Annotated in this window: 28 protein-coding genes, 1 riboswitch and 1 other annotated feature; of the genes, 2 read left to right on the forward strand and 26 right to left on the reverse strand. The window is 46.7% G+C overall.

Annotated features, from left to right (window positions below; genetic code table 11):
* Positions 1-95 precede the first annotated feature (95 nt).
* The 16 genes from ADU23_RS32030 to ADU23_RS08815 form a co-directional block, all read right to left on the reverse strand.
* Entirely contained in the window at positions 96-326 is a 231-nt protein-coding gene (locus ADU23_RS32030; protein ID WP_076271278.1) for an anti-sigma-F factor Fin family protein, read from the reverse strand.
* Positions 327-389: 63 nt separating this feature from the next.
* A complete protein-coding gene (pth, locus tag ADU23_RS08745; RefSeq protein WP_053373382.1) occupies positions 390-950 on the reverse strand; it encodes an aminoacyl-tRNA hydrolase in 561 nt (186 codons plus the stop codon).
* A 175-nt stretch (positions 951-1,125) separates the two neighbouring features.
* Complete coding sequence (locus tag ADU23_RS08750; protein WP_053373383.1) at positions 1,126-1,776, reverse strand: 50S ribosomal protein L25/general stress protein Ctc; 651 nt, start codon at positions 1,774-1,776, stop codon at positions 1,126-1,128.
* 171 nt (positions 1,777-1,947) lie between these two features.
* Positions 1,948-3,345: a bifunctional UDP-N-acetylglucosamine diphosphorylase/glucosamine-1-phosphate N-acetyltransferase GlmU gene (glmU, locus tag ADU23_RS08755; RefSeq protein WP_053373384.1), complete on the reverse strand. Its 1,398-nt coding sequence runs from the start codon at positions 3,343-3,345 to the stop codon at positions 1,948-1,950.
* Between the two features lie 172 nt (positions 3,346-3,517).
* Positions 3,518-3,799 carry a septation regulator SpoVG gene (gene spoVG, locus ADU23_RS08760; protein WP_028609566.1) on the reverse strand — a complete coding sequence of 94 codons (282 nt, stop codon included), beginning with the start codon at positions 3,797-3,799 and terminating at the stop codon, positions 3,518-3,520.
* 130 nt (positions 3,800-3,929) lie between these two features.
* Entirely contained in the window at positions 3,930-4,328 is a 399-nt protein-coding gene (locus tag ADU23_RS08765) for a RidA family protein (protein WP_053373385.1), read from the reverse strand.
* A 53-nt stretch (positions 4,329-4,381) separates the two neighbouring features.
* Positions 4,382-5,209, reverse strand: a complete 828-nt coding sequence (gene purR, locus ADU23_RS08770; protein ID WP_053373386.1) for a pur operon repressor — start codon at positions 5,207-5,209, stop codon at positions 4,382-4,384.
* Positions 5,210-5,291: 82 nt separating this feature from the next.
* Complete coding sequence (gene ispE, locus ADU23_RS08775) at positions 5,292-6,146, reverse strand: 4-(cytidine 5'-diphospho)-2-C-methyl-D-erythritol kinase (RefSeq protein ID WP_053373387.1); 855 nt, start codon at positions 6,144-6,146, stop codon at positions 5,292-5,294.
* A 137-nt stretch (positions 6,147-6,283) separates the two neighbouring features.
* Positions 6,284-6,469: a small, acid-soluble spore protein, alpha/beta type gene (locus ADU23_RS08780; RefSeq protein ID WP_053373388.1), complete on the reverse strand. Its 186-nt coding sequence runs from the start codon at positions 6,467-6,469 to the stop codon at positions 6,284-6,286.
* A 190-nt stretch (positions 6,470-6,659) separates the two neighbouring features.
* A complete protein-coding gene (gene veg / locus ADU23_RS08785; RefSeq protein ID WP_053373389.1) occupies positions 6,660-6,935 on the reverse strand; it encodes a biofilm formation stimulator Veg in 276 nt (91 codons plus the stop codon).
* A 219-nt stretch (positions 6,936-7,154) separates the two neighbouring features.
* Positions 7,155-8,039 carry a sporulation peptidase YabG gene (gene yabG, locus ADU23_RS08790; protein ID WP_053373390.1) on the reverse strand — a complete coding sequence of 295 codons (885 nt, stop codon included), beginning with the start codon at positions 8,037-8,039 and terminating at the stop codon, positions 7,155-7,157.
* A gap of 56 nt (positions 8,040-8,095) precedes the next feature.
* Positions 8,096-9,037: a 16S rRNA (adenine(1518)-N(6)/adenine(1519)-N(6))-dimethyltransferase RsmA gene (gene rsmA / locus ADU23_RS08795; RefSeq protein ID WP_053373391.1), complete on the reverse strand. Its 942-nt coding sequence runs from the start codon at positions 9,035-9,037 to the stop codon at positions 8,096-8,098.
* 3 nt (positions 9,038-9,040) lie between these two features.
* Positions 9,041-9,589: a ribonuclease M5 gene (rnmV, locus tag ADU23_RS08800; RefSeq protein ID WP_053373392.1), complete on the reverse strand. Its 549-nt coding sequence runs from the start codon at positions 9,587-9,589 to the stop codon at positions 9,041-9,043.
* A 125-nt stretch (positions 9,590-9,714) separates the two neighbouring features.
* On the reverse strand, positions 9,715-10,863 hold the full coding sequence (locus tag ADU23_RS08805; RefSeq protein ID WP_053373393.1) for a 3D domain-containing protein: 1,149 nt from the start codon (positions 10,861-10,863) through the stop codon (positions 9,715-9,717).
* A gap of 248 nt (positions 10,864-11,111) precedes the next feature.
* A riboswitch (cyclic di-AMP (ydaO/yuaA leader) is annotated at positions 11,112-11,295 on the reverse strand.
* A 183-nt stretch (positions 11,296-11,478) separates the two neighbouring features.
* Entirely contained in the window at positions 11,479-12,252 is a 774-nt protein-coding gene (locus ADU23_RS08810; RefSeq protein WP_053373394.1) for a TatD family hydrolase, read from the reverse strand.
* A 17-nt stretch (positions 12,253-12,269) separates the two neighbouring features.
* Positions 12,270-13,568, reverse strand: a complete 1,299-nt coding sequence (locus tag ADU23_RS08815; RefSeq protein ID WP_053373395.1) for an HD domain-containing protein — start codon at positions 13,566-13,568, stop codon at positions 12,270-12,272.
* Positions 13,569-13,839: 271 nt separating this feature from the next.
* Here ADU23_RS08815 and ADU23_RS08820 point away from each other — a divergent pair, with 271 nt between their 5' ends.
* Entirely contained in the window at positions 13,840-14,094 is a 255-nt protein-coding gene (locus ADU23_RS08820) for an AbrB/MazE/SpoVT family DNA-binding domain-containing protein (RefSeq protein WP_028609554.1), read from the forward strand.
* A gap of 130 nt (positions 14,095-14,224) precedes the next feature.
* On the opposite strand, the gene rsmI is transcribed toward ADU23_RS08820, so the two are convergent.
* From rsmI to ADU23_RS08870, 10 genes are all read right to left on the reverse strand, one after another.
* Positions 14,225-15,106: a 16S rRNA (cytidine(1402)-2'-O)-methyltransferase gene (gene rsmI / locus ADU23_RS08825; protein ID WP_053373396.1), complete on the reverse strand. Its 882-nt coding sequence runs from the start codon at positions 15,104-15,106 to the stop codon at positions 14,225-14,227.
* Positions 15,103-15,771 (reverse strand): tRNA1(Val) (adenine(37)-N6)-methyltransferase, encoded by a 669-nt coding sequence (locus ADU23_RS08830; protein WP_053377544.1) that lies wholly within the window; start codon positions 15,769-15,771, stop codon positions 15,103-15,105. The genes rsmI and ADU23_RS08830 overlap by 4 nt, the downstream gene beginning before the upstream one ends.
* A gap of 163 nt (positions 15,772-15,934) precedes the next feature.
* Positions 15,935-16,336, reverse strand: a complete 402-nt coding sequence (locus ADU23_RS08835; protein WP_053373397.1) for an initiation-control protein YabA — start codon at positions 16,334-16,336, stop codon at positions 15,935-15,937.
* A gap of 62 nt (positions 16,337-16,398) precedes the next feature.
* Positions 16,399-17,202 carry a PSP1 domain-containing protein gene (locus ADU23_RS08840; protein ID WP_053373398.1) on the reverse strand — a complete coding sequence of 268 codons (804 nt, stop codon included), beginning with the start codon at positions 17,200-17,202 and terminating at the stop codon, positions 16,399-16,401.
* A 3-nt stretch (positions 17,203-17,205) separates the two neighbouring features.
* Positions 17,206-18,183 (reverse strand): DNA polymerase III subunit delta', encoded by a 978-nt coding sequence (gene holB, locus ADU23_RS08845; RefSeq protein ID WP_053373399.1) that lies wholly within the window; start codon positions 18,181-18,183, stop codon positions 17,206-17,208.
* Positions 18,184-18,216: 33 nt separating this feature from the next.
* Positions 18,217-18,660: a YaaR family protein gene (locus tag ADU23_RS08850; RefSeq protein ID WP_053373400.1), complete on the reverse strand. Its 444-nt coding sequence runs from the start codon at positions 18,658-18,660 to the stop codon at positions 18,217-18,219.
* 16 nt (positions 18,661-18,676) lie between these two features.
* Positions 18,677-19,006: a cyclic-di-AMP receptor gene (locus ADU23_RS08855; protein WP_028609547.1), complete on the reverse strand. Its 330-nt coding sequence runs from the start codon at positions 19,004-19,006 to the stop codon at positions 18,677-18,679.
* 114 nt (positions 19,007-19,120) lie between these two features.
* Positions 19,121-19,789 (reverse strand): dTMP kinase, encoded by a 669-nt coding sequence (gene tmk, locus ADU23_RS08860; RefSeq protein WP_053373401.1) that lies wholly within the window; start codon positions 19,787-19,789, stop codon positions 19,121-19,123.
* A gap of 115 nt (positions 19,790-19,904) precedes the next feature.
* Complete coding sequence (locus ADU23_RS08865; protein ID WP_053373402.1) at positions 19,905-21,404, reverse strand: aminotransferase class I/II-fold pyridoxal phosphate-dependent enzyme; 1,500 nt, start codon at positions 21,402-21,404, stop codon at positions 19,905-19,907.
* A gap of 102 nt (positions 21,405-21,506) precedes the next feature.
* On the reverse strand, positions 21,507-21,698 hold the full coding sequence (locus tag ADU23_RS08870; RefSeq protein ID WP_053373403.1) for a sigma factor G inhibitor Gin: 192 nt from the start codon (positions 21,696-21,698) through the stop codon (positions 21,507-21,509).
* Between the two features lie 230 nt (positions 21,699-21,928).
* Here ADU23_RS08870 and ADU23_RS08875 point away from each other — a divergent pair, with 230 nt between their 5' ends.
* Complete coding sequence (locus ADU23_RS08875) at positions 21,929-22,459, forward strand: hypothetical protein (RefSeq protein ID WP_053373404.1); 531 nt, start codon at positions 21,929-21,931, stop codon at positions 22,457-22,459.
* A 124-nt stretch (positions 22,460-22,583) separates the two neighbouring features.
* Positions 22,584-22,667: a sequence feature (5S ribosomal RNA rRNA prediction is too short), on the reverse strand.

The following is a 22,667-nucleotide window of genomic DNA, read 5'->3' on the forward strand; positions in this document are numbered from 1 at the left end:
GTTTCTATACACAATCGAAAGAGTATTACGATCGCTCCCTGTACATTGAAAATAAGCCTCAGCCATCCGCTAAGGCTCATACTATTCACTTTCCGTCATTGAAGAGGGCTAGTTACCAAATGAAGCTCCGGGTTCGCGTCGATCGCCTCGCGGCAATAATCACAAACCACTTTTACCGTTACATCTCCATTTGGGTCATACGCTATTATATCGCTGCGCTCTTCGGGGGTCAAGAAATGGAAACCAAGCTGGTGCTCGGTTATATTTGACCCGCTGAGGGATCCAATTGACGTTCTGCAATGCCGACAAATATAGTTTACAGCCATATGTATGCCTCCTGAAGGGTCGTTATACCCTTCAGTATGCCCGTAATCCCGTAATCTAACAGATTATCGGTTAAACTTTGCCATCGTCTCTTCAAATGGCGCTTTCAGCCTGAACTCAATCGCATCGCATGCATCCATGATCATCGCATCCAGCTTCTCCTTTTCGCTCTTCGGAAAAGTGGACAGCACATAATCCGCAATGTTCATGCCTGGCTGCGGACGGGAGATGCCCATCCGAACGCGGTCGAACGTCTGCGTGCCCAGATGCTGAATGAGCGACTTAATGCCGTTATGCCCGCCTGCGCTGCCTTGATAACGAAGCCGAAGCTTTCCGATCTCCGTATCCAAATCATCGTAAACGATCAAGCCATCTTGCACATCTGCTTTAAAATAGTCGAGAAAAGACCGAACAGACTCGCCTGACAAATTCATATATGTCATCGGTTTAATAAGGACAACCTTCGTGCCTTGCACGTTGCCTTCTCCGATTAAAGCTTTGCATTTGCTTTGCGTAACGCTAATGCCCCAGCGCTTCGCCAGCTCATCAATAACCATAAATCCAACATTGTGCCGGGTTCCCTGATAAGCCGTACCGGGATTCCCAAGTCCTGCAATCCACCTCATTGCTTGCTCCACTCCTTTACGGACAAATGTATCATAATCTCTTGCAAGCGTAAACGGCTTAAACGTAGTTAAAAATGAGAATAGATAGCGCCAGCCTCGCCTAATGACAAAACAGCGCCGCCCTAGTAAAGGGCGGCGCCATTCAAATTCGCAACTGTATTTTGCAAGGTTGGAATTACAGACTCTTAATGCCTTCAAGCTGCGCTTCCTTGGAACGGGATTCCGCCTCTGCAAGCTCCACAGCCGCATCCTCTGCTTCTTCCTCCGTAAGCTCCTTCTGCGGCGCAAGAATCGTCACGACGACCTGCTCCGGCTCAGCAAGCGATTCAACGCCCTTAGGCAGCTTCAAATCGCTTACGAGTACGCTCTCGCCTATCGCTAGCGCGGAAATGTCTACGGATACGGAATCAGGAATGTTGCCAGGCAAGCATTGCACCTCAAGCTCATGCAAAATCACTTGAAGAATGCCTCCTTCTCTTACTCCCTGCGAATCGCCTTCCGCAGTAATCCGAACGTTAGCACGCACGTTTTCGTTCATGTTGATTTGGTGGAAATCAACATGAAGCACTTGACGGCTCAATGAATCACGCTGGATTTCTGAGATCATAACCGATGTTTTGCCATGTGATGGAACATTTATTTCAAGCACCGCGTTCGGATGGGACCGAAGCAGCGCCTGCAGCTCCTTGCTATCTACAGTTACCTGAGCGGCATTATCTAATTGTTTTCCGTAAATAACGCCCGGAATTTTCCCTTGGAGCCGCAATTGGCGCAACTCACCTTTCGTCGTGCCAGTTCGTTGATCCGCGTTCATCGCTATCGCCATATTGATTACCTCCTAAAAGTTTTGTGAAGCAAAAACTCGCTTCGTATGCATTTCCCTATAACTTACCCACTGCTGCCAAATATTAAACAACTAATAAAAGAAGACAAAAAAAGGATGCAGCAACGAATTCGCCATTACGAATTCGTCCTGCATCTTTTAGCTGCGTCGTATTTATTGCTGCTTCTTTTCTTTCTTCGCTTTGGCACGGCCGCGAATCTTGTCCGCATAACCTGGTTTATTCACTTGGCGCTCGCGCGCAATCGCGAGGTCGCCAGCCGGAACATCATGCGTTACTGTAGATCCGGCAACGACATAAGCGCCATCGCCGATCTTCACGGGAGCAATGAGGTTGACGTTGCTGCCGATAAACGCATTGTCGCCGATTTCTGTAACAAATTTATTATAGCCGTCATAATTGACCGTAATCGCACCGCAGCCAACGTTCACGTCTTTGCCTACCTTGGCATCTCCTACATAGCTCAGATGCGACACTTTGCTTCCATCGTCCAACGTTGCGTTTTTGAGTTCAACGAAATCGCCGATTTTGCAGCCAACGCCAAGCTTCGAGCCTGGGCGTAAGTTAGCGTAAGGACCTACCGAGCTGGTGTCGCCTACGACAGACTCCGCCACAACGGAATATTTAATCGTAACGCCTGCTCCGATTGTGCTGTCCGCAATGTCAGCTTGAGGACCAATGATGCAATCCTCGCCAATAACCGTTGATCCGCGCAGCACCGTACCCGGATAAATAACCGTGTCCGAACCGATTTGTACCCCTGCCTCTATATAAGTCGAAGAAGCATCGATAAGCGTAACGCCGCCAAGCAAATGGTTGCGGTTAATACGCTCGCGCATGAAGCGCTCCGCTTCCGCAAGCGCAACGCGGTCGTTCACGCCAATGGCCTCCGCCAAATCCGAAGTGCAGTAGCCTTGAACGGATTCGCCTGCCTCGCGGAAAATGCCGATAACATCGGTCAAATAAAATTCTCCCTGCGCGTTGTTGCTCGTTACCTTCGCAAGCGCTGCGAACAGCTTCTTGTTGTCGAAGCAGTACGTGCCTGTATTGATTTCTTTAACCGCCGCCTCATCCGGCGAACAATCCTTCTGCTCGACTATGCGCTGCACCGTTCCATCCTCGCCGCGAATAACGCGCCCGTAGCCGGCAGGAACATCAAATGATGCCGTAAGCACCGTAGCAGCCGCACCGCTTGATGCATGCAGCTCAAGCATTGCGCTAATCGTGGAAGCCTGTACGAGAGGCGTATCTCCGCAAATAACGATCGTCGTGCCATCCTCTTCGCCCAGCAAGCCTTCAGCTTGACGCACCGCATGGCCCGTACCTAGCTGCTGCTCCTGCAGCACATATTCCGCGCTGTCGCCCAAAAAGGACTTAACCATTTCCGCACCATGCCCTACGATCACAACGGAGCGCTCCGCTTTCGCTTCCTTCACAACATCAAGCACATGACCAACCATCGGCTTCCCGCATACCGGATGAAGCACTTTATATAATTTCGATTTCATACGCTTGCCCTGTCCGGCTGCAAGCACAATCGCCATCACTTTCAAATGAAAGACCTCCTAAATCTACTATGAATAATAAACACAGTTAAACCCATCTACAAAAATACTAGCTTTATTATATTCCATTATACGATTATGTTCCTCTATTGCAAAAAAAAAGAAAAGAGAGCCATGGCTCTCTTCTCCAAACAACCCCAAAATTCATGAAATGCTTTGGTTAAGCTCCTTCTTCAATCGCAACTTCTTCTGCTGCACGCTCATATTCTGCGAGAACAGCAGCCTGGATTTTCTCCCGGGTGGTTGAAGAGATCGGATGAGCGATATCCCGAAATTCTCCATCCGGAGTACGTTTGCTTGGCATTGCAACGAACATACCATTGTTTCCGTCGATGACACGAATATCGTGAACAACGAATTCATTATCAATAGTAATGGATGCGATCGCCTTCATACGCCCTTCGGAATTTACACGGCGGAGTCTGACATCAGTAATTTGCACTTGTGTTCACCACCTTTGTCTATCAGAGACTTGGTGTATACTTCCACGTTTTTGTGCCAATTCCTTCTACATTTTTGGAAAAATCATGCTGTATTTAAAATATTTTTTTACAATTAAATCTTTTTCGTTTTCATTCGACAAGAGTCGATGCAATGACCTCTATTTCGACAAAAACATCCTTTGGCAGCCTCGCGACCTCAACGGCTGATCGAGCCGGTTTATGCTCTCCGAAGTACGACGAGTAAATGCCATTTACCGTTGCAAATTGATTCATGTCCTTCATAAATACAGTAGCTTTTACTACATCCTGAAAGCCGGCGCCTGCAGCCGCAAGAACAGCCTCCAAATTACGAAACACTTGATGGGTTTGTTCTTCTATTCCGCCTTCTACAAGCTGTCCAGATGCATCTAATGGAATTTGTCCCGAAGTGAACAATAATCCTCCCAGTTTTATCGCTTGCGAATAAGGCCCAATCGCTGCAGGCGCTTTATCAGTTGCGATTACTTCCAGTTGCTGCTTCGTAGTCATTATGGTCCCAGCCTTTCCTATCAAGAAGTATAAGCCATTATTTCCAGACAATTTTATCCTTTAAAATAATTACCAGGAACAACAGTCGTTTGCTTCGTTTTCATATCAACGGCAGTCAGCTTAGCCAAGGATACATAATCCTCAAGCAGACGTTCTTCGAGCTCTACCTCGCCGGACTCGACAAATACGCCTACTCCCGCAACTGTAGCTTTGAATTCGAACAGCAGATCCATCATTCCTTGGATCGTCCCGCCAGCCTTCATGAAGTCGTCAATAATGAGAACGCGCGAATGCTCCTTCAGCGCTCTGCGCGCCAAAGACATCGTCTGAATTCGCTTCGTTGATCCCGATACATAGTTGATACTAACCGCGGAGCCTTCCGTCACCTTGTTATCGCGCCGCACAATGACAACCGGTATGTTCAAGCAGGCAGCCGTTGCATACGCAAGTGGTATCCCTTTTGTCTCTACCGTCATAATGACGTCGATCTTCCGATCCGCGAACGCGGTTGCAAACATTCTCCCGACATCAGCCAGCAGCTCCGGTTGGCCTAACATATCCGTTATATACAAATAACCGCCGGGAAGAACCCTCTCAGGCTGCTCTAGCTGGCGGCATATGCTCGTCATAATGGTAAGAGCCGTCGTTTGCTGCATCTTCGGCGTATATTTCACTCCGCCAGCAGCTCCAGCAAGTGTATGAAGCTCACCAATTCCTTCTTCCTCAAACACTTCTTTAATAATCGCCAGGTCCTCACTAATTGAAGACTTTGCCGATTGATATCGATCAGCAAATGCTGTCAGTGAAATTAACGTGTGGGGTCGACTTAATAGGTATTGCGTCATTTCAACCAACCGCGAGCTCCGTTTCAACTTCTTCAAACACATCTCCCCCCACTAAATCCGAATAATATAATGTCAATATAACATTTTTATACGGATTTAATCAAGAAGAACGTCAGTCCTATGTCAGCATTCTTACCACATAGACTTCTTTGCAGAAACCTCGGAGCCCATTGTAAATGCGCGGAAGCTTGGCTTCCTTCGACACAAGGCCAAAAACGGTCGGTCCGCTGCCTGACATCAATACGCCATCGGCGCCAAGACGAATCATGCTTTCCTTCAGCTGCATGACCTCCGGATACACATCCAGCGTAACCTTCTCCAGTACGTTGCCAAGCCCGTCACAAATATCGGCAAAGGAGCCTCTCTGCAGCGCATCGACCATATTAGGGATGGAAGGATGCTCTTTCAGCTCGTTAGCCCGGAATCTGCCATAGACGTCTGCTGTGGAAACGTTAATTGGCGGCTTCGCCAGCACGACCCAGCACTGCGGAGGGGCCGCGATATGCTCAAGCTTCTCGCCACGGCCGCGAGCAATCGCTGTGCCGCCTGTTACGCAAAAAGGAACGTCAGAGCCAAGCTCAGCGCCAAGTCGGCATAGCTCGTCCTCAGGGATCTGCAGCTTCCACAGCCGGTTTAGTCCGCGCAGCGCAGCAGCGGCATCGCTGCTTCCGCCGGCGAGTCCCGCAGCGACCGGAATCTTTTTGTCCAAATGGATATATACGCCTTGCTTCACATCATAGCGTTCTTTAATAAGCCTAGCCGCTTGAAAGGCTAGGTTCTTCTCGTCTAGAGGTATGTAGCCTACTTGGCTTGAAATAATAATAGTATCTCTAGGGAGCTCTTCCATTTCAAGTCGATCTGCAAGGTCAACCATCGTCATAATCATCTCGACTTCATGGTAGCCGTCATCACGCTTGCGGAGCACATCGAGCAATAAATTAATTTTGGCAGGAGCTTTTTCATAAATTTTCATCCGATAAGTTCACCCGTTCGTTCGTAAGCTTAAGCATCATTATATCAAACGAACGCAATAAAAGCTAAGAGATGACAAACGGTTAATTTCCGAATGCCAACACCTTAGCTTTTGCCTGCATAAATATGACGTTCCGCTTACGGCTGATTCGACTTTGCAGCGGCTTGCTCGGCAAGCTGTATCGCACGCTTCACCATGTTGCCCGCGTCCTTCGCACGAATGCTGCCCCAGCCTTCTTGCTGCACCGTATCGTAAAATCCAAGGTCCTTAGCCAGTTCATATTTCAACTGCTCTGACATCACTCCACGTCTTCTGCGGCCCATTCCATTACCTCCAACTCCAAATTAACGATAAGCATATAGGCTGTCACTATTGCACAGGTAGTATGCTTCAAATTGAATGGGTCCATACGCGCTGGAATTGGCTCACGCCCGAGAACACTAAGTAAGTTTTTTAATAAAAAAAAAGCGCAGATTTCTCTGCGCTAACATGCCTCACTAGGCGATATATAATCTATTGTTGCAAATGGGCAATACGGACTTGACCTTCATCATTGCATACGGTCACTTCCACCGACTCGGTCAGTATATCCGCATAACTGTAAGAGACACGCTTGAACGCATGTTGCTCTTCATCCAGCTTAACAATGAAAACAGAAGGGTAGGTTTCTTCCAACGTGCCGGTTCGTTCGATGGTCTTTCGTCGGCCACCGTTCGCTCGAAGACGGATTTTGGAGCCAACATGAGCTTCCAAACTGCGTTTAATATCCAATAGCGCATTTTTTGCCATTGTCCACTACCACCTCTTTCCTTGTCCATTATAACTAAAAAAAGGAGGCTTGTCAAACAAAGCAAAATATTATATCAGCCGGAATATTTACTTGTCAACGGTGATTTCACCCATTTTAAAAAAACTGTGTATGAAATAGCAAATAATATACATATTAAGAAGTTGCTTCAACCTTAAAAAACAAAATAACGCCTAAACGGCGTTATTTGTTTTACTGATTTACTGCTTTAACATAGAAGAGGATTCCGTTATTTTAGGCTTCGGCATGCCAACGCGGAAGCGTCCCATCGTCTCAATGCCGCCTACACCATCGATTCCGCTTATCGTGCCATGAATAACGTCAGCTAAGTTGATCGTGTCTTTAATCGACGTATAGCTCGCTTTAATGGCTATATAAACGGGATCGAGCGCATGAATCAAAATACGTCCAGGCGAGCTCGCAAAGTTGGAGCCTACCTGAAGCAATGCTTCAAAATGCGATTGGCAAGCACCCGCAATAACAATCAATCCGTCGCGATTCTTCTCGTATTCACGAGCAACGCGAACCGCATTAACGAAATGCTGTGAGTTTTTGTAGCTGCTTAGGCTGTATAGGTCCATTTGTGCGCGGTTTTTCAATACACCGTCATGTCCGGTTATAACGACGATATCCGGTTGGATTTGAGGCAGCAGTCGGTACAGCACATCAGCCATTTGGGATTCATGCACATGAAGGCCATGCGAAGGAACATGCATCGTGTTGTACAGCTGCATGCTCTTCTTCAAATAGTTACCGTCGCCATCGAGATGAAGAACTTTTCCTGGCACTTCAAAAAATGGCTGGCTCTGCTGCATCGCATGCCGAATATTATCCTCGTTCTCAATCGCTTGACGTTCTCGTTCAGAGTGCATACGTCTTAAGGAATCATTTACTTTTATTCGAACTTGCTGAACCGCGCTTGTCGATTCTGGATCGCGTACGACCGACAGATCTGGAATCGGAGCATCCGCAAGCAATCGGTAGTCCGTGCCCTTCAGAACAGCAGTTTCTGTACGAACAGCTTCAACCTTAAATAGCACGTCACCGCCATACGATTTGCGGACGACCAGGTCCCCTTGCTTCATGGGTAAATCACCTCTTCCTCTATCCTATGGGCAGATAGAGCGAATGGTGAGTATTTTTATGACTTAACCGCCTGAGCTCCCCAGCCCGCTTCCAGCATGCTGCGGCTAATCCGCGCAAATTCCTCAAGCGAAAGCGTCTCGCCGCGCCTTATAGGGTCAATTTCGTTCTTCAGGAGCATCTCCGTCAATGCCTCACGCCGTTCCTTGCCTACAAATGCAGTCAGATTGTTCGCAAGCGTCTTCCTGCGCTGTGCGAAGCTCGCTTGCACGACACGGAAAAAATGATCCTCGTCCGGCACATCAACGGCCGGCTTATCGCGCAGGGATAGCTTAATAACAGCCGAATCCACGTTTGGCTGCGGAATAAACACCGTATGCGGCACCGTACAGACAAGCTTAGGCACGCAGTAATATTGGACAGCCACGCTAAGACTGCCATACTCCTTGCCTCCTGGCTTCGCTGCCATCCGCTCAGCCACTTCCTTCTGAATCATCACGACGATGTGCTCAAGCGGCAGCTTCTCCTCAAGCAGCTTCATCAAAATAGGCGTAGTCACATAGTAAGGCAAATTAGCTACGACACTGACGCCCGTTACATCGGCAAATTGCTCTTCGAACAGCTGCTTCAAATCAAGCTTCAGCACATCGCCATGAATGACCGTGGTATGCTGCTCTTCAGCCAATATATCCTTTAAAATCGGAATAAGCCGGTTATCGATCTCGACCGCCGCCACCTTGCCGGCAGCTTGCGCAAGACGCTGCGTAAGCGCGCCAATCCCGGGACCGATCTCAAGCGCTCCCTTCGTTTCATCCAGCTCAGCTGCTGCAACGATATTGTTCAAAATATTTTGGTCAATCAGAAAGTTCTGCCCTAGACTTTTCTTGAAAGAGAAGCCGTATTTGGCAATAATCTCTTTGGTCCGCTTTGGCGTTGCTACCTCGAAGGGTGCCGATTTCACCGCAGCCTTGCTTTGCTCATTTTGATCGTGATCGCTCATTTCCTAACCCCCCAGTTCCTCTTCCATTTGCTTAAACGCTTCTGCAAATTCCACCTTGGAAATGCGAAAGCTTGTACAACGCTTGTAGAACTGCTTGCCGTTTGCATAACCGATCCCGAGTAGCTTGCCCATAACCAAGCGTCGATTAGAAGCGTCTGGATGAACAATAAGCCCCGCTTCCATTAAATCCTCAAAGCTAATCTCTCCCGATTCGTCAAGCGACTCTGTACGGAGCTCTGAGAGTGCCGTGCGAATCGCATCCGGGCTTGCATTCTCAATGCCGATATCTCCCTTGTACAAAGCTTGCTCCTGTGGCAAAAAAGCATGCTTGCAACCGGGCGCGTGACGCGCAACGATTTTGCGAATTCGCTCTCCCGCATGGTCGGGATCTGTAAATATAATAATGCCGCGGCGCTCGTTCGCAAGCGCAATTCTTCTCAGCACGTCCTCGCCGATAGCCGAGCCGTTCGTCTCTATGGTGTCCGCTTCAACCGCCCGTTTTATCGCTGCGGTATCGTCTTTACCTTCAACGACAATGATCTCTTTGATCATCAAGACCATTCCCTTCAACATAAACTCTTATAAACCCGCAAACATGCAAAAAGAAGAGGCGGTGCCTCTCCTTATGATGGCATATTTAATTGAATATTACGATAAGATGATGGTAAACCCGCATATTAGCTTGACGTTGGTTTATTAGGCCCGAGCACGTAAACGGTAAAGCCCTTCTTCCTGCCAAACTTATTTGCCGTTTTGTTGCTATCGAAGTATACGTCGATTTTGTTTCCTTTTATCGCGCTGCCCGTATCCTCAGCCCGGCGGAAACCGATCCCTTCAATATAAACCCACCAGCCAATCGGAATAACCTTTGGATCAACCGCTATCGTTCGTCCTTCTTTCACACGGGAGCCAGATGCTGTAATCCCGTAATCCGGATGGTCGGAATCTTTACCTGTAGAAGCGACACCTGCCGAATAGGCAGTCAGCGTGAAGTTCTTAAGTACGGTCTTGGCCTTGAACGATACACCGCTCTTCGTAAGCGTTGCAACGCTCTGGCTTTTGTTAGAGAGCACAGAAACTTTTGGCTCAGCCTTCTTCGTTCCGATAACGACAACCTGGTCAACTGCAGCGGTCTGGACAACCTTGCTGACCATCTTCTTCGAAATGAGAATGCCGTCCTCGTACTGCTTCTCGATATGTTCAACAATAAGGCCTTCCTTACCGGTTTGCACGAGCTTTTCCTTGCCCGCTTCCAGCGTAGGATCTTTCTTCTTTACGATAGAGTACGGCATGGCGCGCTCGGATTCAGACACCTTCGTGTCGACACGTACGACCGTTACCGTTAATTCCGAATCAACTACCGTATTAAGCGGAGGCATTACTTTATCATGATTACGAACTGGAATATTTAATTCCTCGATCGCTGCCTGCACTGTTCTCTCTGTCGTATATACAGTAGAGGTCTTGCCATCAGCTTTCACAATTACCGGAATCGCTTGAGTAACCTCAATTCGATCTCCGTCCTTTATTGCCGCATTAAGCGGTATGGACACCTCATCATGTGGTCCAATTGCGATAGCTTGTTCATCCAGTAGGCGTTGCAGGACCCATTGCTTCGTTTCCACAATGGTTTCTTGTCCGTTCACTACTACGGAGACGCTTTTGACAGCCGTTCCGTACAACAACACCAAAAACATGAAAGTCATAGCGATTGAGATAGTAGCACTCAAAAGAATCAAACGCAAGTTTTCACGCTTCCATCGCAATGCGAAAGACATGCTGGATGATCGTTTCCCATGGGTGTCCTTAACCTGGAGTATTCCCACTTCATCGGTCCTCCTTCATAGCCCCGCCGCCAAGTGTTACGCATGATACAACTGACGCGACTATAGTATATTGGCGTGCAAGCACGCAATCCAGTACTGCTATCGATCCTCCCACCCCCATCTTTAATCCCTATGTCGACAAATTCCCGTTTATTCGAAAATAAAAAGAAGCCGTCGACAGAGGATCTGTTTCGTGGCTTCCCGGTAAATGATTACACTGGGATACAGAAAAATGGATGCACGAGGTTGATCACTCTCTATGAACGCTTACGAGGTTAGCTGACGGATTCGGGCAAGAGAGACGCCCTATTCGAAAACGCAATGCTCATGGCAAAGGCTCCGAAATTCACCCCTTGAAGAATTCAAAACACGGTACAAAAACCCGTATTTGGTTCCCCCGCTCTCCAAATGGAGATTAAGCGCAAACTGGAAATCCAATACAAAATGTAATGCTCTGAGTTGAATCATACCCTCATACGAGGTGAATTGTAAAGATACGATAAAAGACGATTTAAGCGAAAAAGGTGGATAAAGACGGAAAAATTAAGCGATAATCGCTATAAAAATTAGTTTTTACGCAATAAAGGTCTTAAATTCTCTCTGGTTCTCTCGTTTTCAGACAATACCAAAACATTTTTTTCCGTTTTCGGTCGTAATTGCGCCTATTTCTTCAACAGATTTGCCTAATAATTCGGCTGCTGTCTGTGCGACGAGTGCCACATACGAGGACTCATTTCGCTTCCCTCTGAACGGATGAGGAGCCAAATATGGAGCATCGGTTTCAATCAAAATTTTATCGAGCGGAACCTGCTTAAGCACCTCTTTGGGTACCCTTGCATTTTGGAAAGTAACCGGCCCTCCGAACGAAATATAAAAATTCATATCCAGGCATTGTTTTGCGGTTTCCCAGCTGCCTGAGAAGCAGTGCATGACCCCTCCAACCTCGGCTGCATTTTCCTCCTGCAAAATCCGAATAACATCCTCATGCGCATCGCGGTTATGAATAACGATAGGCTTGCCTACTTTGCGGGCTAGGCGGATTTGCTCGCGGAATACACGCTGCTGAACGTCTTTGGGTGACGTGTCCCAGTGATAATCCAAGCCGATTTCACCGATAGCAACAACCTTCTCATGTGCGCAAAGGCGCTCGATCCATTCTAAATCCTCGGGAAGCATGTCGATGCTATCCACCGGGTGCCAGCCAACAGCCGTATAAATAAAATCATACTGCTCAGCAAGCGCGATCGTCGTTGGGATGGTTTCACGGTTAAAGCCGATATTAAGCAGCATGTGTACGCCTGCATCCTTCGCGCGCTGAATAACCTCGTCGCGATCCTCGTCGAATTTATATGAGTCTAAGTGCGTATGGGTATCAAAAAGTAATGTCATGTTAGTGTCAGGCTCCTTTAGTCGAGTTTAAACAATTTTTTCAACGAATCGGGTATCAGGGAAATATTTTTTTTGAGCGGCTCTTCCGGATAATACAAGTGATACTGGCCTTGATGCAGCCCCGTAATCGAGCGAACGATGTCGGATTTGGCAGATATTTCGCTTATTTCATCTTGCCCGTCTAACAACAAAATCGGCGCTTTTTCTTTCTTTTCTCCTTCTTTTTTGTCCGGTCGATATACGTCATAAGGAAGGTCAAACGGGAAGTCAATTTCCATATGGTAATCCGGATTCATTCCTATAGAAGAGAAGCAATGGCCGATCTCATTCAAAAGGTCCTCATCCGGATTTTCGATCGTTATGTACTTATATAAATGGCGGTTCATAAATCGATCGCATAAATCGCTTAACAGCGAATCCTGCTCCTCTGCCCACTGCGTGAAAGCGGTCTGCACGAGTGCTTCATCCAGCTTCAAATAATCTTGCACCGTAATCGAGTTGTGAAGCAATCCTTTTAGTGAGCTCGGCATCCAATCAAATGTGTAGCCACCCACATAAAGCTCCTGCGCTCTACGAAATATTTGACGTAAAATAATCTCAGAGCTTCTTGTAACTGGATGGAAGTAAATCTGCCAATACATTTGATAGCGAGACATCAAATAATGCTCTACGGCATGCATTCCGCTTTCTTTCACTACAATTTGCCCTTTATAGGGACGCAATACCCGTAATATGCGCTCTAAGTCAAAGGTTCCATAGTTGACACCGGTATAATAAGCATCTCTAAGCAAATAGTCCATACGGTCAGCATCCATTTGACTTGAAATGAGACTTACGACGATGGGCTTTGGATATGTTTTTCGGATAACTGCAGCAACTTGCGCGGGGAACTCTTCCGATACGGCCCGCAGCACTTGGTTGATTTCCGTGTTCTCCAGTATGATTTTGCATGTCCACTCTTCATGATCCGTGTCGAATACTTCTTCTAAGGAGTGGGAGAACGGGCCGTGACCGACATCATGCAGCAGCGCGGCACAAAGCGAGACCAGCCGCTCCTCGGCAGGCCAATCGGGATAGCCGTTACGCTCGAATTGAGAAATAATTTTACGCGTAATTTCATAGACTCCTAGCGAATGTGAAAATCGGCTATGTTCAGCACCATGAAAAGTTAAATACGAGGTTCCTAATTGGCGGATTCTTCTCAATCGCTGGAACTCTTTCGTATTGATTAAATCCCAAATCGTTTGGTCCTGAACATATATATAATGATGGACAGGGTCCTTAAAAACCTTCTCTTCGGTCAGCTGTTGCTTCATCGTCTCTCATCTCCTTTGTTCATATTTTCGACACATTAAGTGAAACTATTGTCGAATAGTGTCGTAAATTAGTTTCCAAAATGTCGAAGCTGTTGTATTCTATTACAGAGTAATATGAGCCTTGTGTATAGTCAAATACTTAACCTGACGGCTTTGAAAGTCAATTTTATTGGTTGACTATTATGGTAATCGTTGGTATTATAGTAATCATAAAAGCAAAATTTATGTCGAACGATGGCGAATTGTATTTTGAGAGGGGCAATGATAGATTATGATGAAATCTACTGGTATTGTTCGTAAGGTTGATGAACTAGGACGGGTCGTTATTCCAATCGAATTACGCCGTACACTAGGAATAGGCGAAAAAGATGCACTTGAAATCTACGTGGATGGCGAGCGCATCATGCTTAAAAAATACGAGCCTGCATGTATCTTCTGTGGCAATGCAGAAAACGTATCTTACTTCAAAGGAAAAATTGTTTGTCATATTTGTTTGTCTGAAATGCCAACACCTGTGACAAAATAAAAAAAATCGGTTATACTGTACTTATCAACTTGTTAATTCTAACCTTTTTTATACTCCTTGATGCCTTCCTGAGCTTGAACCCGGCCAGGAAGGTCTTTTTTTTGTCTAATTAATGGTTTCTTATACAGCTTTATCTATTAACCTCATTATATACATCTCTTTTTGGCAATCCTCGATCAATGGCAACCATTTTAATGGCTTCCTTCCGACCATACTGCTCTTCATAGTGGGCAACATGGGCAGCAAGTTCAAGCTCTGACCACCAGATGTCGGCAGCTGGCTGCTCGCTTGCGCCAGATCCTTCTGATCCTTCGACTACGATACAAAACTCGCCCAGCGGCGGATGCTCCGCAAACCAATCTATACATTCTGATACTCGCCCGCGCACCGCCTCTTCATGCCGCTTCGTTAACTCTCTTACGCATGCAACATGGCGATCACCCAGACATTCTAGTACTGCTTCCAATGTTTTGCCAATACGGTGGGGGGACTCGTAAAAAAGAAGGGTTCCTCTCTGAGCCTGCATATCCTTCAGCCACTTCATTAACGATTTACGTTCACGTGGCGGAAATCCGGCAAATAAAAAACGTTCTGTCGGCAATCCTGACATGATAAGCGCAGATAAGGCGGCGTTTGCCCCAGGAATAGGAATAACGGGGATATTATGTTCAACTGCTTCTTTCACAAGATCAGCGCCAGGATCGGAAATTGCCGGCAGCCCCGCATCGCTTACTAATGCAATCGATTGTCCCTCCAGCAGCAGCCGGATAAGCTCTGGCCCGCTTGCCCGCTTATTATGCTCATGATAGCTGACGATGCGGGTACCGATTTCAAAATGCGTAAGCAGCTTGCGTGTTTGCCTTGTATCCTCAGCGGCGATCAGCTGTACTTCCTTTAGTGTACGGATCGCACGGAATGTCATATCTTCTAAATTGCCGATTGGCGTAGCTACTAAATATAGGCTGCCTGTAATTTCTTTTGCAGCCTCTGAGAAGCTTTTCTGTATGTTCAAACGATTTGCACCCCATTCTCATATACCATAATCGGCGGAAGAAGCTTAATATCAGGCTTTCCATCCCGCATCGCTTCTATTAATACCATATTGGCTTCCGCATTCGCATGAGGATGAACAAATTGGATCCGCTTCGGCTCAAGCCGCCATTTGCGCATCGTTTCGACGATATCCAGCAAGCGTGATGGCCGATGGACCATGGACACCTTCCCGCCGGGACGTACGAGCCTCGAACATGCTTCCGCAACATCATCAAGCGTACAGTGTATTTCATGCCTAGCAATCGCATAATGCTCGTTTTCATTCTGGTCGCCTGCCGTTACCGGCATATAAGGCGGGTTAACCGTCACTGCATCATATACCCCATTGCCCGCAAGCTTCGGATACAATTTCAAATCCTGCTCAATAACCGTTATTTGCTCCGTCAACTGATTGAGCAAGATGCTTCTTCTAGCCATATCCGCAAGTCTTGGCTGAATTTCAACCGCATCAATCTTCGCATTTGTTCTTGTAGTGAGAAGCATGGGAATAACACCGTTACCCGTACATAAATCGACTATACGGCCATGCTTCGGTACGCTTGCGAACCGAGAAAGCAGCACAGCGTCAAGCGAGAAACTGAATACTTCCCTGCTCTGTATAATTTTTAGTCCTGATTCCGTCATTAAATCATCAAGCCGTTCATTAGCTGCTAATAGAGTTTGTTCCGACACGTTTTAAGCCGCTCCTTTTCATTAATCGGTAATAATGTCCATCCTTTTTTTCACAAGTCCTGTTAATAAAAATACCGCCCTTTGCGGCAAGGACGGCATGTCGATACGGATTCCACTATTTATTTAGAAAGGATAGACAGAATAAACAGTCACCCTCCGTCCGCAAATGCCCGTAATATACGTTGCAAATGTGGAATCCTTCGTGGTACAGCCGGGTCAAATTATCATGGCCTTCTCCGATTGCTACATTCGCTTCTGCGAATGCTTGCTCGGCAAGCACCTGCACCTCTTGGGATGCACCCGATTTTTTGCCTTTGGCTGGAGCTTTAACGACTTCACGTTCAAGCTCCGCTTCTCTTTTAAACAGTTGACGCAGCTGGTTGTTCTCTTCACTCAGACGCTTATTGTCTTCTAACAGTTCTTTTACCTTCTGCTTCAAAGCCGTCAGCTCCTTATGGAACGTACCTACTTGGTTATCCAGCTCGTCCATTTTCAAGAATATATCTTTCTTCTCCAAGTTCCCACCCCAGAGCTTCAAGCGTGAGTGTAACCTCACCCGTGAGAATCGCACTCTGCCGCTTATTTGATGACGACATCATCCATCGACAGTTCTTTCGGTTTACCTGGTGTATCAAATAATTGCACATACACGCTTTTCGTGGATGTGTTTATGCCAGTAACCTTACCTTCCCCATATGAGGTGACAACGAATTTTCCAATAGCCGGAAGTTCTTCACGAATGCTTTCGTAGTTGTCATGCTCATATTTCAGGCAGCACATAAGACGCCCGCATAAACCGGATATCTTAGTTGGATTAAGTGATAAATTCTGATCCTTAGCCATCTTAATCGATACGGGCTCAAAATCGCCCAGCCAAGAGGAGCAGCATAACACTCGTCCGCAAGGACCGATTCCACCAAGCATCTTCGCTTCGTCCCGTACGCCAATTTGCCTTAGCTCAATTCTTGTACGGAACACGCTAGCCAAATCTTTAACTAGCTCGCGAAAGTCGACACGGCCTTCTGCCGTAAAGTAAAAAATAATTTTGTTGCGGTCAAACGTAAATTCTACGTCTACCAGCTTCATGCGAAGCTGATGACCTTTAATCTTTTCAAGACAAGTAGAGAACGCATTTTTGGCTGCTGCGCGATTTTCTTCGACGACTTTAGCGTCTACATCGCTTGCAATGCGTATTACTTTCTTTAGAGGAAGTACAACATCCGATTCACCGACTTGCTTCTGTCCCACCACCACTTTACCGTATTCGATTCCGCGTGCTGTTTCAACAATAACATGTTGTTCCTTATCCACGGGATGCTCGACCGGATCAAAGTAATAGATCTTGCCCGCTTTCTTGAAGCGAACACCGATGACATTATACAAGAATTAGCCCTCCTGTAAGTTTACCAATAGTTGCTCAAATGCGAGCTGAGGCGTTACATTTGCACGCATGCGCTTACTTGCTTCAAGCGTATGCTCTATGCAGGACACCCAGCCTGCGAACGATCGATCAAACGCGTGCTTGCTTATCCATTCCAACTGATCTATAAAAACGATGTTGTCCTGCCTTCCGGCCTGGAACTGAATCAAATCTTTAAACCATATAACTAACAACGACAACAGCAATTGTGTATGCTCCACTAAATCCGTCTTAAAAAGCTGTTGTCCAGCAGTGATCATCGCCGCGGTGAATCGGGTCAAACTCTCCTTGCCTAATTGTATCACTAGGCTTCTGATTTCTGCAAACTGATTCTGTTGGAGAAATTGTCTAGCTCCATCCAAACCCGACGTTAATTGAACAACGGTTCGGGCTAATGTAGGAGGCGCTCCTTCGGCAATTAACGTCTGCAGCATGCTCTCTGGCGACATCGGTAGAAATGGCACCCACTGCGTGCGAGAGCGGATGGTAGGCAGAACAGCTTGTCCATTATCGGTTATCAAAATAGCTACAACCGGCGATAACGGCTCCTCCAAAAATTTGAGCAAGCTATTTGCTGCCTGCATCGTCATTTTGTCAGCTTGCTCAATCATATATACTTTGCGCTTCGTCCCGCTATTTCGGTAAGAGAAGTCCCGCTGCAGCTCGCGAATTTGGTCGATCTTTATCGATTGGCCATCCGGCGCGATTGTCGTTAGGTCCGTTTGATTGCCGTGCTCAAACTTCCTGCACTCCAAGCACTCTCCGCATGCAACGGCGCCGCCTGCTGTACAGAACAGCGCCTTAGCAAATTCACGCGCCATTGCCATTCTTCCTGTACCCGAAGGTCCGTTAAATAAGTAAGCGTGTGAGATCTTGCCGCTCTGCAGCGCATGAGTCAAAATCCGCTGCGCTTTCCATTGCCCTGTTATTTGTTCAAGGCTCATAGCCGTTCCTAACCTTTCCCTGCCCGGTTCTCATCAAAATAATAAATTGATAAGCAGGCCTCGTATCTCCCCGATCTTGTTAAGCAAGTCAATTCTGCCTTGCTCGCTATCGAGCAAATCCTCGGCCATCGAGACGAGTGTCTCATCAATCTCATCTAGCAGTTTATATCTTTTAATACGGCCCCTTCGATCAAAGCCTTTGACTTCCTTCAGTACGACGCCGCGTCTGATGGTATCCTCCAAAAACTGCTTGATCATCTGACGATACAGCTTAAGCTCGCGAACCGTCATTATTTTGGCAAGACGATCGCCTTGTCTGTGAATGTCCTGCAGCTTCTGCTGAAGCTGCTCTTGGGTACGGTCAGCATCTTGTTGAACCATGACGTCGGCAAAGCTCCTAGGCTGAACCTGCTTACTTGCTGCCTCGTTGCCTGGACGATTTTGGCCTAGCGGCCGGAAGCCTTGATCAATTTTCATCGAATGTCACGCCCATTCAGAAATGCTCAAATCTTTCGACTGGTACTACAAATACGGCTGCGCCTCCAACCTGCACTTCAACAGGGAATGGGATATAGGAATCCGTTGATCCGCCCATAGGTGATACAGGAGTAACAAGCTGGTCGCGCACCTTGCAATTGGAATTGATGACCTGCAGCACCTCGTGCACCCGCTCATCCTCAATACCGATCATAAACGTCGTATTTCCTGCTCTTAGAAAGCCGCCTGTACTTGCAAGCTTCGTTGCTCTAAATCCTTCACGCACTAGAGCATTTGAGAGTCTATTGCTGTCCTTATCTTGAATAACCGCGATTACTAATTTCATCTTCATTCCCCCTTGACTACTATTAGAATAGGTTATTGAGCGCTTGCATGTTATTGCCAAACTTATTTGAGCAATTATTAGCCGCAAAAGACTATGCCCTTCGATGGTCTAAAATTAAACCATACCTTTAAATTTGACATCGGTTGCAAAAAATCCTGCAAAACGGTTCTCAATTGCCTGTAAAACGTCATCAAACACCGTTTGCTGACTCTGTTCGGCATTTACAAGCACGATTCGATCTGGATTCTGCTGAAGCAGCTGCATGTAGCCTTCTCTTACCTTCTCATGGAAGGAATGCTTTTCGAGATCCAAACGGTTGATTTCTCTCTCTGACGCCTGTGCGATTCGCTCAAGACCTACATCTGGAGACACATCCATGTAGATGGTCAGATCAGGCATAAGCTCTTGGATAGCGAACCGGTTGATCGCCCATACCTCATCCATGCCAAGTCCTCGCGCATGCCCTTGATAAGCAAGACTGCTATCGACAAATCGATCACAAATGACAATATGGCCTTGCTCCAGTGCGGGAACGACCTTTTCAACTAAATGTTGCCTTCTTGCAGCTGCATAAAGCAGCGCTTCTGTTCTTGCATCCATGGTGACATTGCTGCGATCCAATATGACGGCACGTATTTGCTCAGCAATCGGAATACCTCCAGGCTCTCTCGTCATAAGGACCGATTTTCCCCTTTGAAGCATCGTATTCGAAAGCTGTTCAATCAGTGTCGATTTGCCGGCTCCTTCGCCGCCTTCTATGGTAATGAAAACACCTTTTTTCAAGCTAAGGCTTCTCCTAACGTTTATGTTAACTATACTTTCTTCTATATTAACAAAGCGATACCCCTTGTACAATGAAGATTTGCAGCAAAAGCAAATTCCCATAGGCTATCCGTCCCTATTCTTGGTATACCCTAATCGTCTCCATGTCAGGATCGGCTGCTCCTTGGAATTTCGCCCCCATCGCGGAGAGATGCTGAATATGCGCAATCATGGTTGCCGTTATCCTCTCCCCTGGATATAGGATGGCTATGCCTGGCGGGTATGGAGTAACCATCTCAGCCGATATATGGTGTTCCGCTGCGCTTAATTGTATTCGTAAACTTGCTTTATTCTTAAACCTAGCTCTGGCAAACGAAACAGGCTCGGTATTCGAAAGCTGTAAGCCTTCATTTATGTACGGCATACTCTTTATATCTGATCCTTGCTTCATATTCCCATCGTTAATCGCCGCTATAGCCTCCTGAAGCCTCTGCGTATCGCGTAAGGAGGTCTGAATACCGAATACGAGCACTACATAACGGGGATCAGCCATCTCTGCAAAGCACCCATAGCGCTCCAAATGCTTCTGAAGCTCATAACCCGAGTATGTTCCTGATCTGTCGTACATAACGACTCTTAACGGGTCTAAGCGCAGTGTATCGGACCTTTCGTCTTCTATCTTCATTTCACTTATTGGCGTTGCTTGCTGCTGTTCCAGCCATTCACGGAAAGCGGCAGCCGAACGCATGCTTTGGTCAAATAAGCGATCCCCCAAAGTATCAATCATTGCTCGGGAAATATCGATTGAAGCAAGAATCGGAAAAGAGGGGCTTGAGCTTTGAATCATCGCTAAAGACTGTTGCAGTGTATCCCTTGGTATCCTGCTTCCTTGTACATGGAGCAATGCACCCATCGTCAAGGTAGGAAGCGTCTTGTGTGCCGACTGTACAACCGCATCTGCACCCTCGTATACTGCCGACTTTGGGAATGATGCGTGATGGCCATAATGTGCTCCATGCGCCTCATCGATCATTATGGGCTTATTATACGAATGAACAACATCAATATAAGGCTTGAGCTTTACTCCCATGCCATAATAATTTGGATTTGATAAGAAAACCGCCTTTGCCTCCGGATATGCCGCAAGTGCTTCCTCTACCTGCCGCACCGTAGGAACTGTCGTGAGTCCCGTTTGCGGTTCAATTTGGGGCGTTAGAAAGACTGCTCTAGCTCCTGCCAGCTTCAAGCCGTTAATGATCGATTTATGTACATTGCGCTGCACGATAATAATATCATCCGGCTCGCATACCGTAAGCAGTAAAGCAATGTTGCCCGAAGTGCTTCCTCCCACCAGAAAATAGGTCTCCTCTGCGCCAAATGTCACAGCTGCTAATTTCTGAGCTTCCATTATAGATGCTTCAGGATGATGCAAATCGTCGGTTGACGAAAGCTCTGTTACATCCAGCTGCATGATCTTCTCAAAATAAGCAAGCGCATTGCCATTCATTTGTTCATCCCATAAGTCTTGCTTTAATGCTTGTCCCCCATGATGCCCTGGTACATGAAACCCCACCGGGTCACTAGTCGCATGATTGATAAGTGCCTCAAATATAGGAGCCCTAAAAAGTTTCTTCATATAATAGCATTCCTTTCGGCCAAACGTTCACTTTCGGTAATAACATCTATTGTACCCGAATTAGGCCACAAAAAAAGAGCAGCTTCTGTAGTCAGAAACCGCTCAAGCATTTTCGCCCAAAAAGATTTGCTTCATTTGATGAATGAAAAAGGGGTATTTCGCATCTTTAACATCTGTACGTACCATTTCTTCTTCACACGTCTCGCAAATAAAGCCGCTAACAATCCGAATGCCTTCGCCTTCGGCCTTCTGTTCATTGCAAATGTTGCATTTATGCTCGCGATTATCGTTCATGACAATCCCCGCTTTCTGTTCGTTCCTATATAGCTATTATTATGGCACATAGTCTATCTATTTATACTTGTTTCATAGCGCATTTCAAATATTTATATATCGTATGCCGCATCTGGGCTAATGGTTACTGCACAAGCAAAATTGTTTAGCCGAAACTATGGACAGATTACTAATAAATACCGATATAGTTAACGAGAGTTACTGTATTTCAGACGGAAGGACGTTCATTCATGCGCCAAAAACTATCCGAACAACAAAATGCCACCATTTATCAATACCAGCTCGTCAAAAGAAAGATCATTCGTCCTGAGCTCATCCAGAGCCATTTGCTCATTGCAGCCATTTTACTCGCCTTTCAAATGCTTATGTATCAAATGGATGGTTTATTTTCTTGGTTGTTTGGTTTTGCCGTCGTCCAGATCATCCATATCGCCATTATTTTGCTTACCTTTATCCGCGTTGACGAAGCCGCCGATCGAAAATGGATATGGCGCATCACGCCGCCGTGGATCGGCTTTAAACCGGCTAACGATATTAAACTCCAATTATTCCGACGTGTGCACCGCCATATGTTCTGGATCGGCTTATGCGCTATCGCACTCCTCTATCCTTGGATCAAAGAATCTTTAATGATCAGCATCGTTAGCTGGCATCTGTGGCTGCTAATTCCACGCATGCTTCTCTCCTTCACCTTCCGTAAAGAACAGAAGGACGGCGTCTTACGGCTTGAGTCTAGAGAAGCCTCTTATTACCGCCGGTAACAGCAAAGCCTTAGAAGCTCATATGGAGCGATCTAAGGCTTCTTTATTTGACATGAATGATTGGTAATGGATAAAACAAAAAACCTATCGCATCACATGCGATAGGTCTCTCGTGCTTGGCGACGTCCTACTCTCCCAAGACCCTGCGGTCTAAGTACCATTGGCGCTGGAGGGCTTAACGGTCGTGTTCGGTATGGGAACGCGTGGT

Origin of the sequence: Paenibacillus sp. FJAT-27812 (genome assembly GCF_001273905.1) — a bacterium.
Lineage (GTDB): Bacteria > Bacillota > Bacilli > Paenibacillales > Paenibacillaceae > Pristimantibacillus.

Bases quoted from the DNA above. Each gene is read 5' to 3' on its own strand.
- ADU23_RS32030 (WP_076271278.1), bottom strand. From the start codon at position 326: ATGGCTGTAAACTATATTTGTCGGCATTGCAGAACGTCAATTGGATCC.
- pth (WP_053373382.1), bottom strand. From the start codon at position 950: ATGAGGTGGATTGCAGGACTTGGGAATCCCGGTACGGCTTATCAGGGA.
- ADU23_RS08750 (WP_053373383.1), bottom strand. From the start codon at position 1,776: ATGGCGATAGCGATGAACGCGGATCAACGAACTGGCACGACGAAAGGT.
- ADU23_RS08765 (WP_053373385.1), bottom strand. From the start codon at position 4,328: ATGACTACGAAGCAGCAACTGGAAGTAATCGCAACTGATAAAGCGCCT.
- ispE (WP_053373387.1), bottom strand. From the start codon at position 6,146: ATGAAAATTTATGAAAAAGCTCCTGCCAAAATTAATTTATTGCTCGAT.
- ADU23_RS08780 (WP_053373388.1), bottom strand. From the start codon at position 6,469: ATGGGCCGCAGAAGACGTGGAGTGATGTCAGAGCAGTTGAAATATGAA.
- veg (WP_053373389.1), bottom strand. From the start codon at position 6,935: ATGGCAAAAAATGCGCTATTGGATATTAAACGCAGTTTGGAAGCTCAT.
- yabG (WP_053373390.1), bottom strand. From the start codon at position 8,039: ATGAAGCAAGGGGACCTGGTCGTCCGCAAATCGTATGGCGGTGACGTG.
- rsmA (WP_053373391.1), bottom strand. From the start codon at position 9,037: ATGAGCGATCACGATCAAAATGAGCAAAGCAAGGCTGCGGTGAAATCG.
- rnmV (WP_053373392.1), bottom strand. From the start codon at position 9,589: ATGATCAAAGAGATCATTGTCGTTGAAGGTAAAGACGATACCGCAGCG.
- ADU23_RS08810 (WP_053373394.1), bottom strand. From the start codon at position 12,252: ATGACATTACTTTTTGATACCCATACGCACTTAGACTCATATAAATTC.
- ADU23_RS08815 (WP_053373395.1), bottom strand. From the start codon at position 13,568: ATGAAGCAACAGCTGACCGAAGAGAAGGTTTTTAAGGACCCTGTCCAT.
- ADU23_RS08820 (WP_028609554.1), top strand. From the start codon at position 13,840: ATGATGAAATCTACTGGTATTGTTCGTAAGGTTGATGAACTAGGACGG.
- ADU23_RS08830 (WP_053377544.1), bottom strand. From the start codon at position 15,771: ATGACGGAATCAGGACTAAAAATTATACAGAGCAGGGAAGTATTCAGT.
- holB (WP_053373399.1), bottom strand. From the start codon at position 18,183: ATGAGCCTTGAACAAATAACAGGGCAATGGAAAGCGCAGCGGATTTTG.
- ADU23_RS08850 (WP_053373400.1), bottom strand. From the start codon at position 18,660: ATGAAAATTGATCAAGGCTTCCGGCCGCTAGGCCAAAATCGTCCAGGC.
- ADU23_RS08855 (WP_028609547.1), bottom strand. From the start codon at position 19,006: ATGAAATTAGTAATCGCGGTTATTCAAGATAAGGACAGCAATAGACTC.
- ADU23_RS08865 (WP_053373402.1), bottom strand. From the start codon at position 21,404: ATGAAGAAACTTTTTAGGGCTCCTATATTTGAGGCACTTATCAATCAT.
- ADU23_RS08870 (WP_053373403.1), bottom strand. From the start codon at position 21,698: ATGAACGATAATCGCGAGCATAAATGCAACATTTGCAATGAACAGAAG.
- ADU23_RS08875 (WP_053373404.1), top strand. From the start codon at position 21,929: ATGCGCCAAAAACTATCCGAACAACAAAATGCCACCATTTATCAATAC.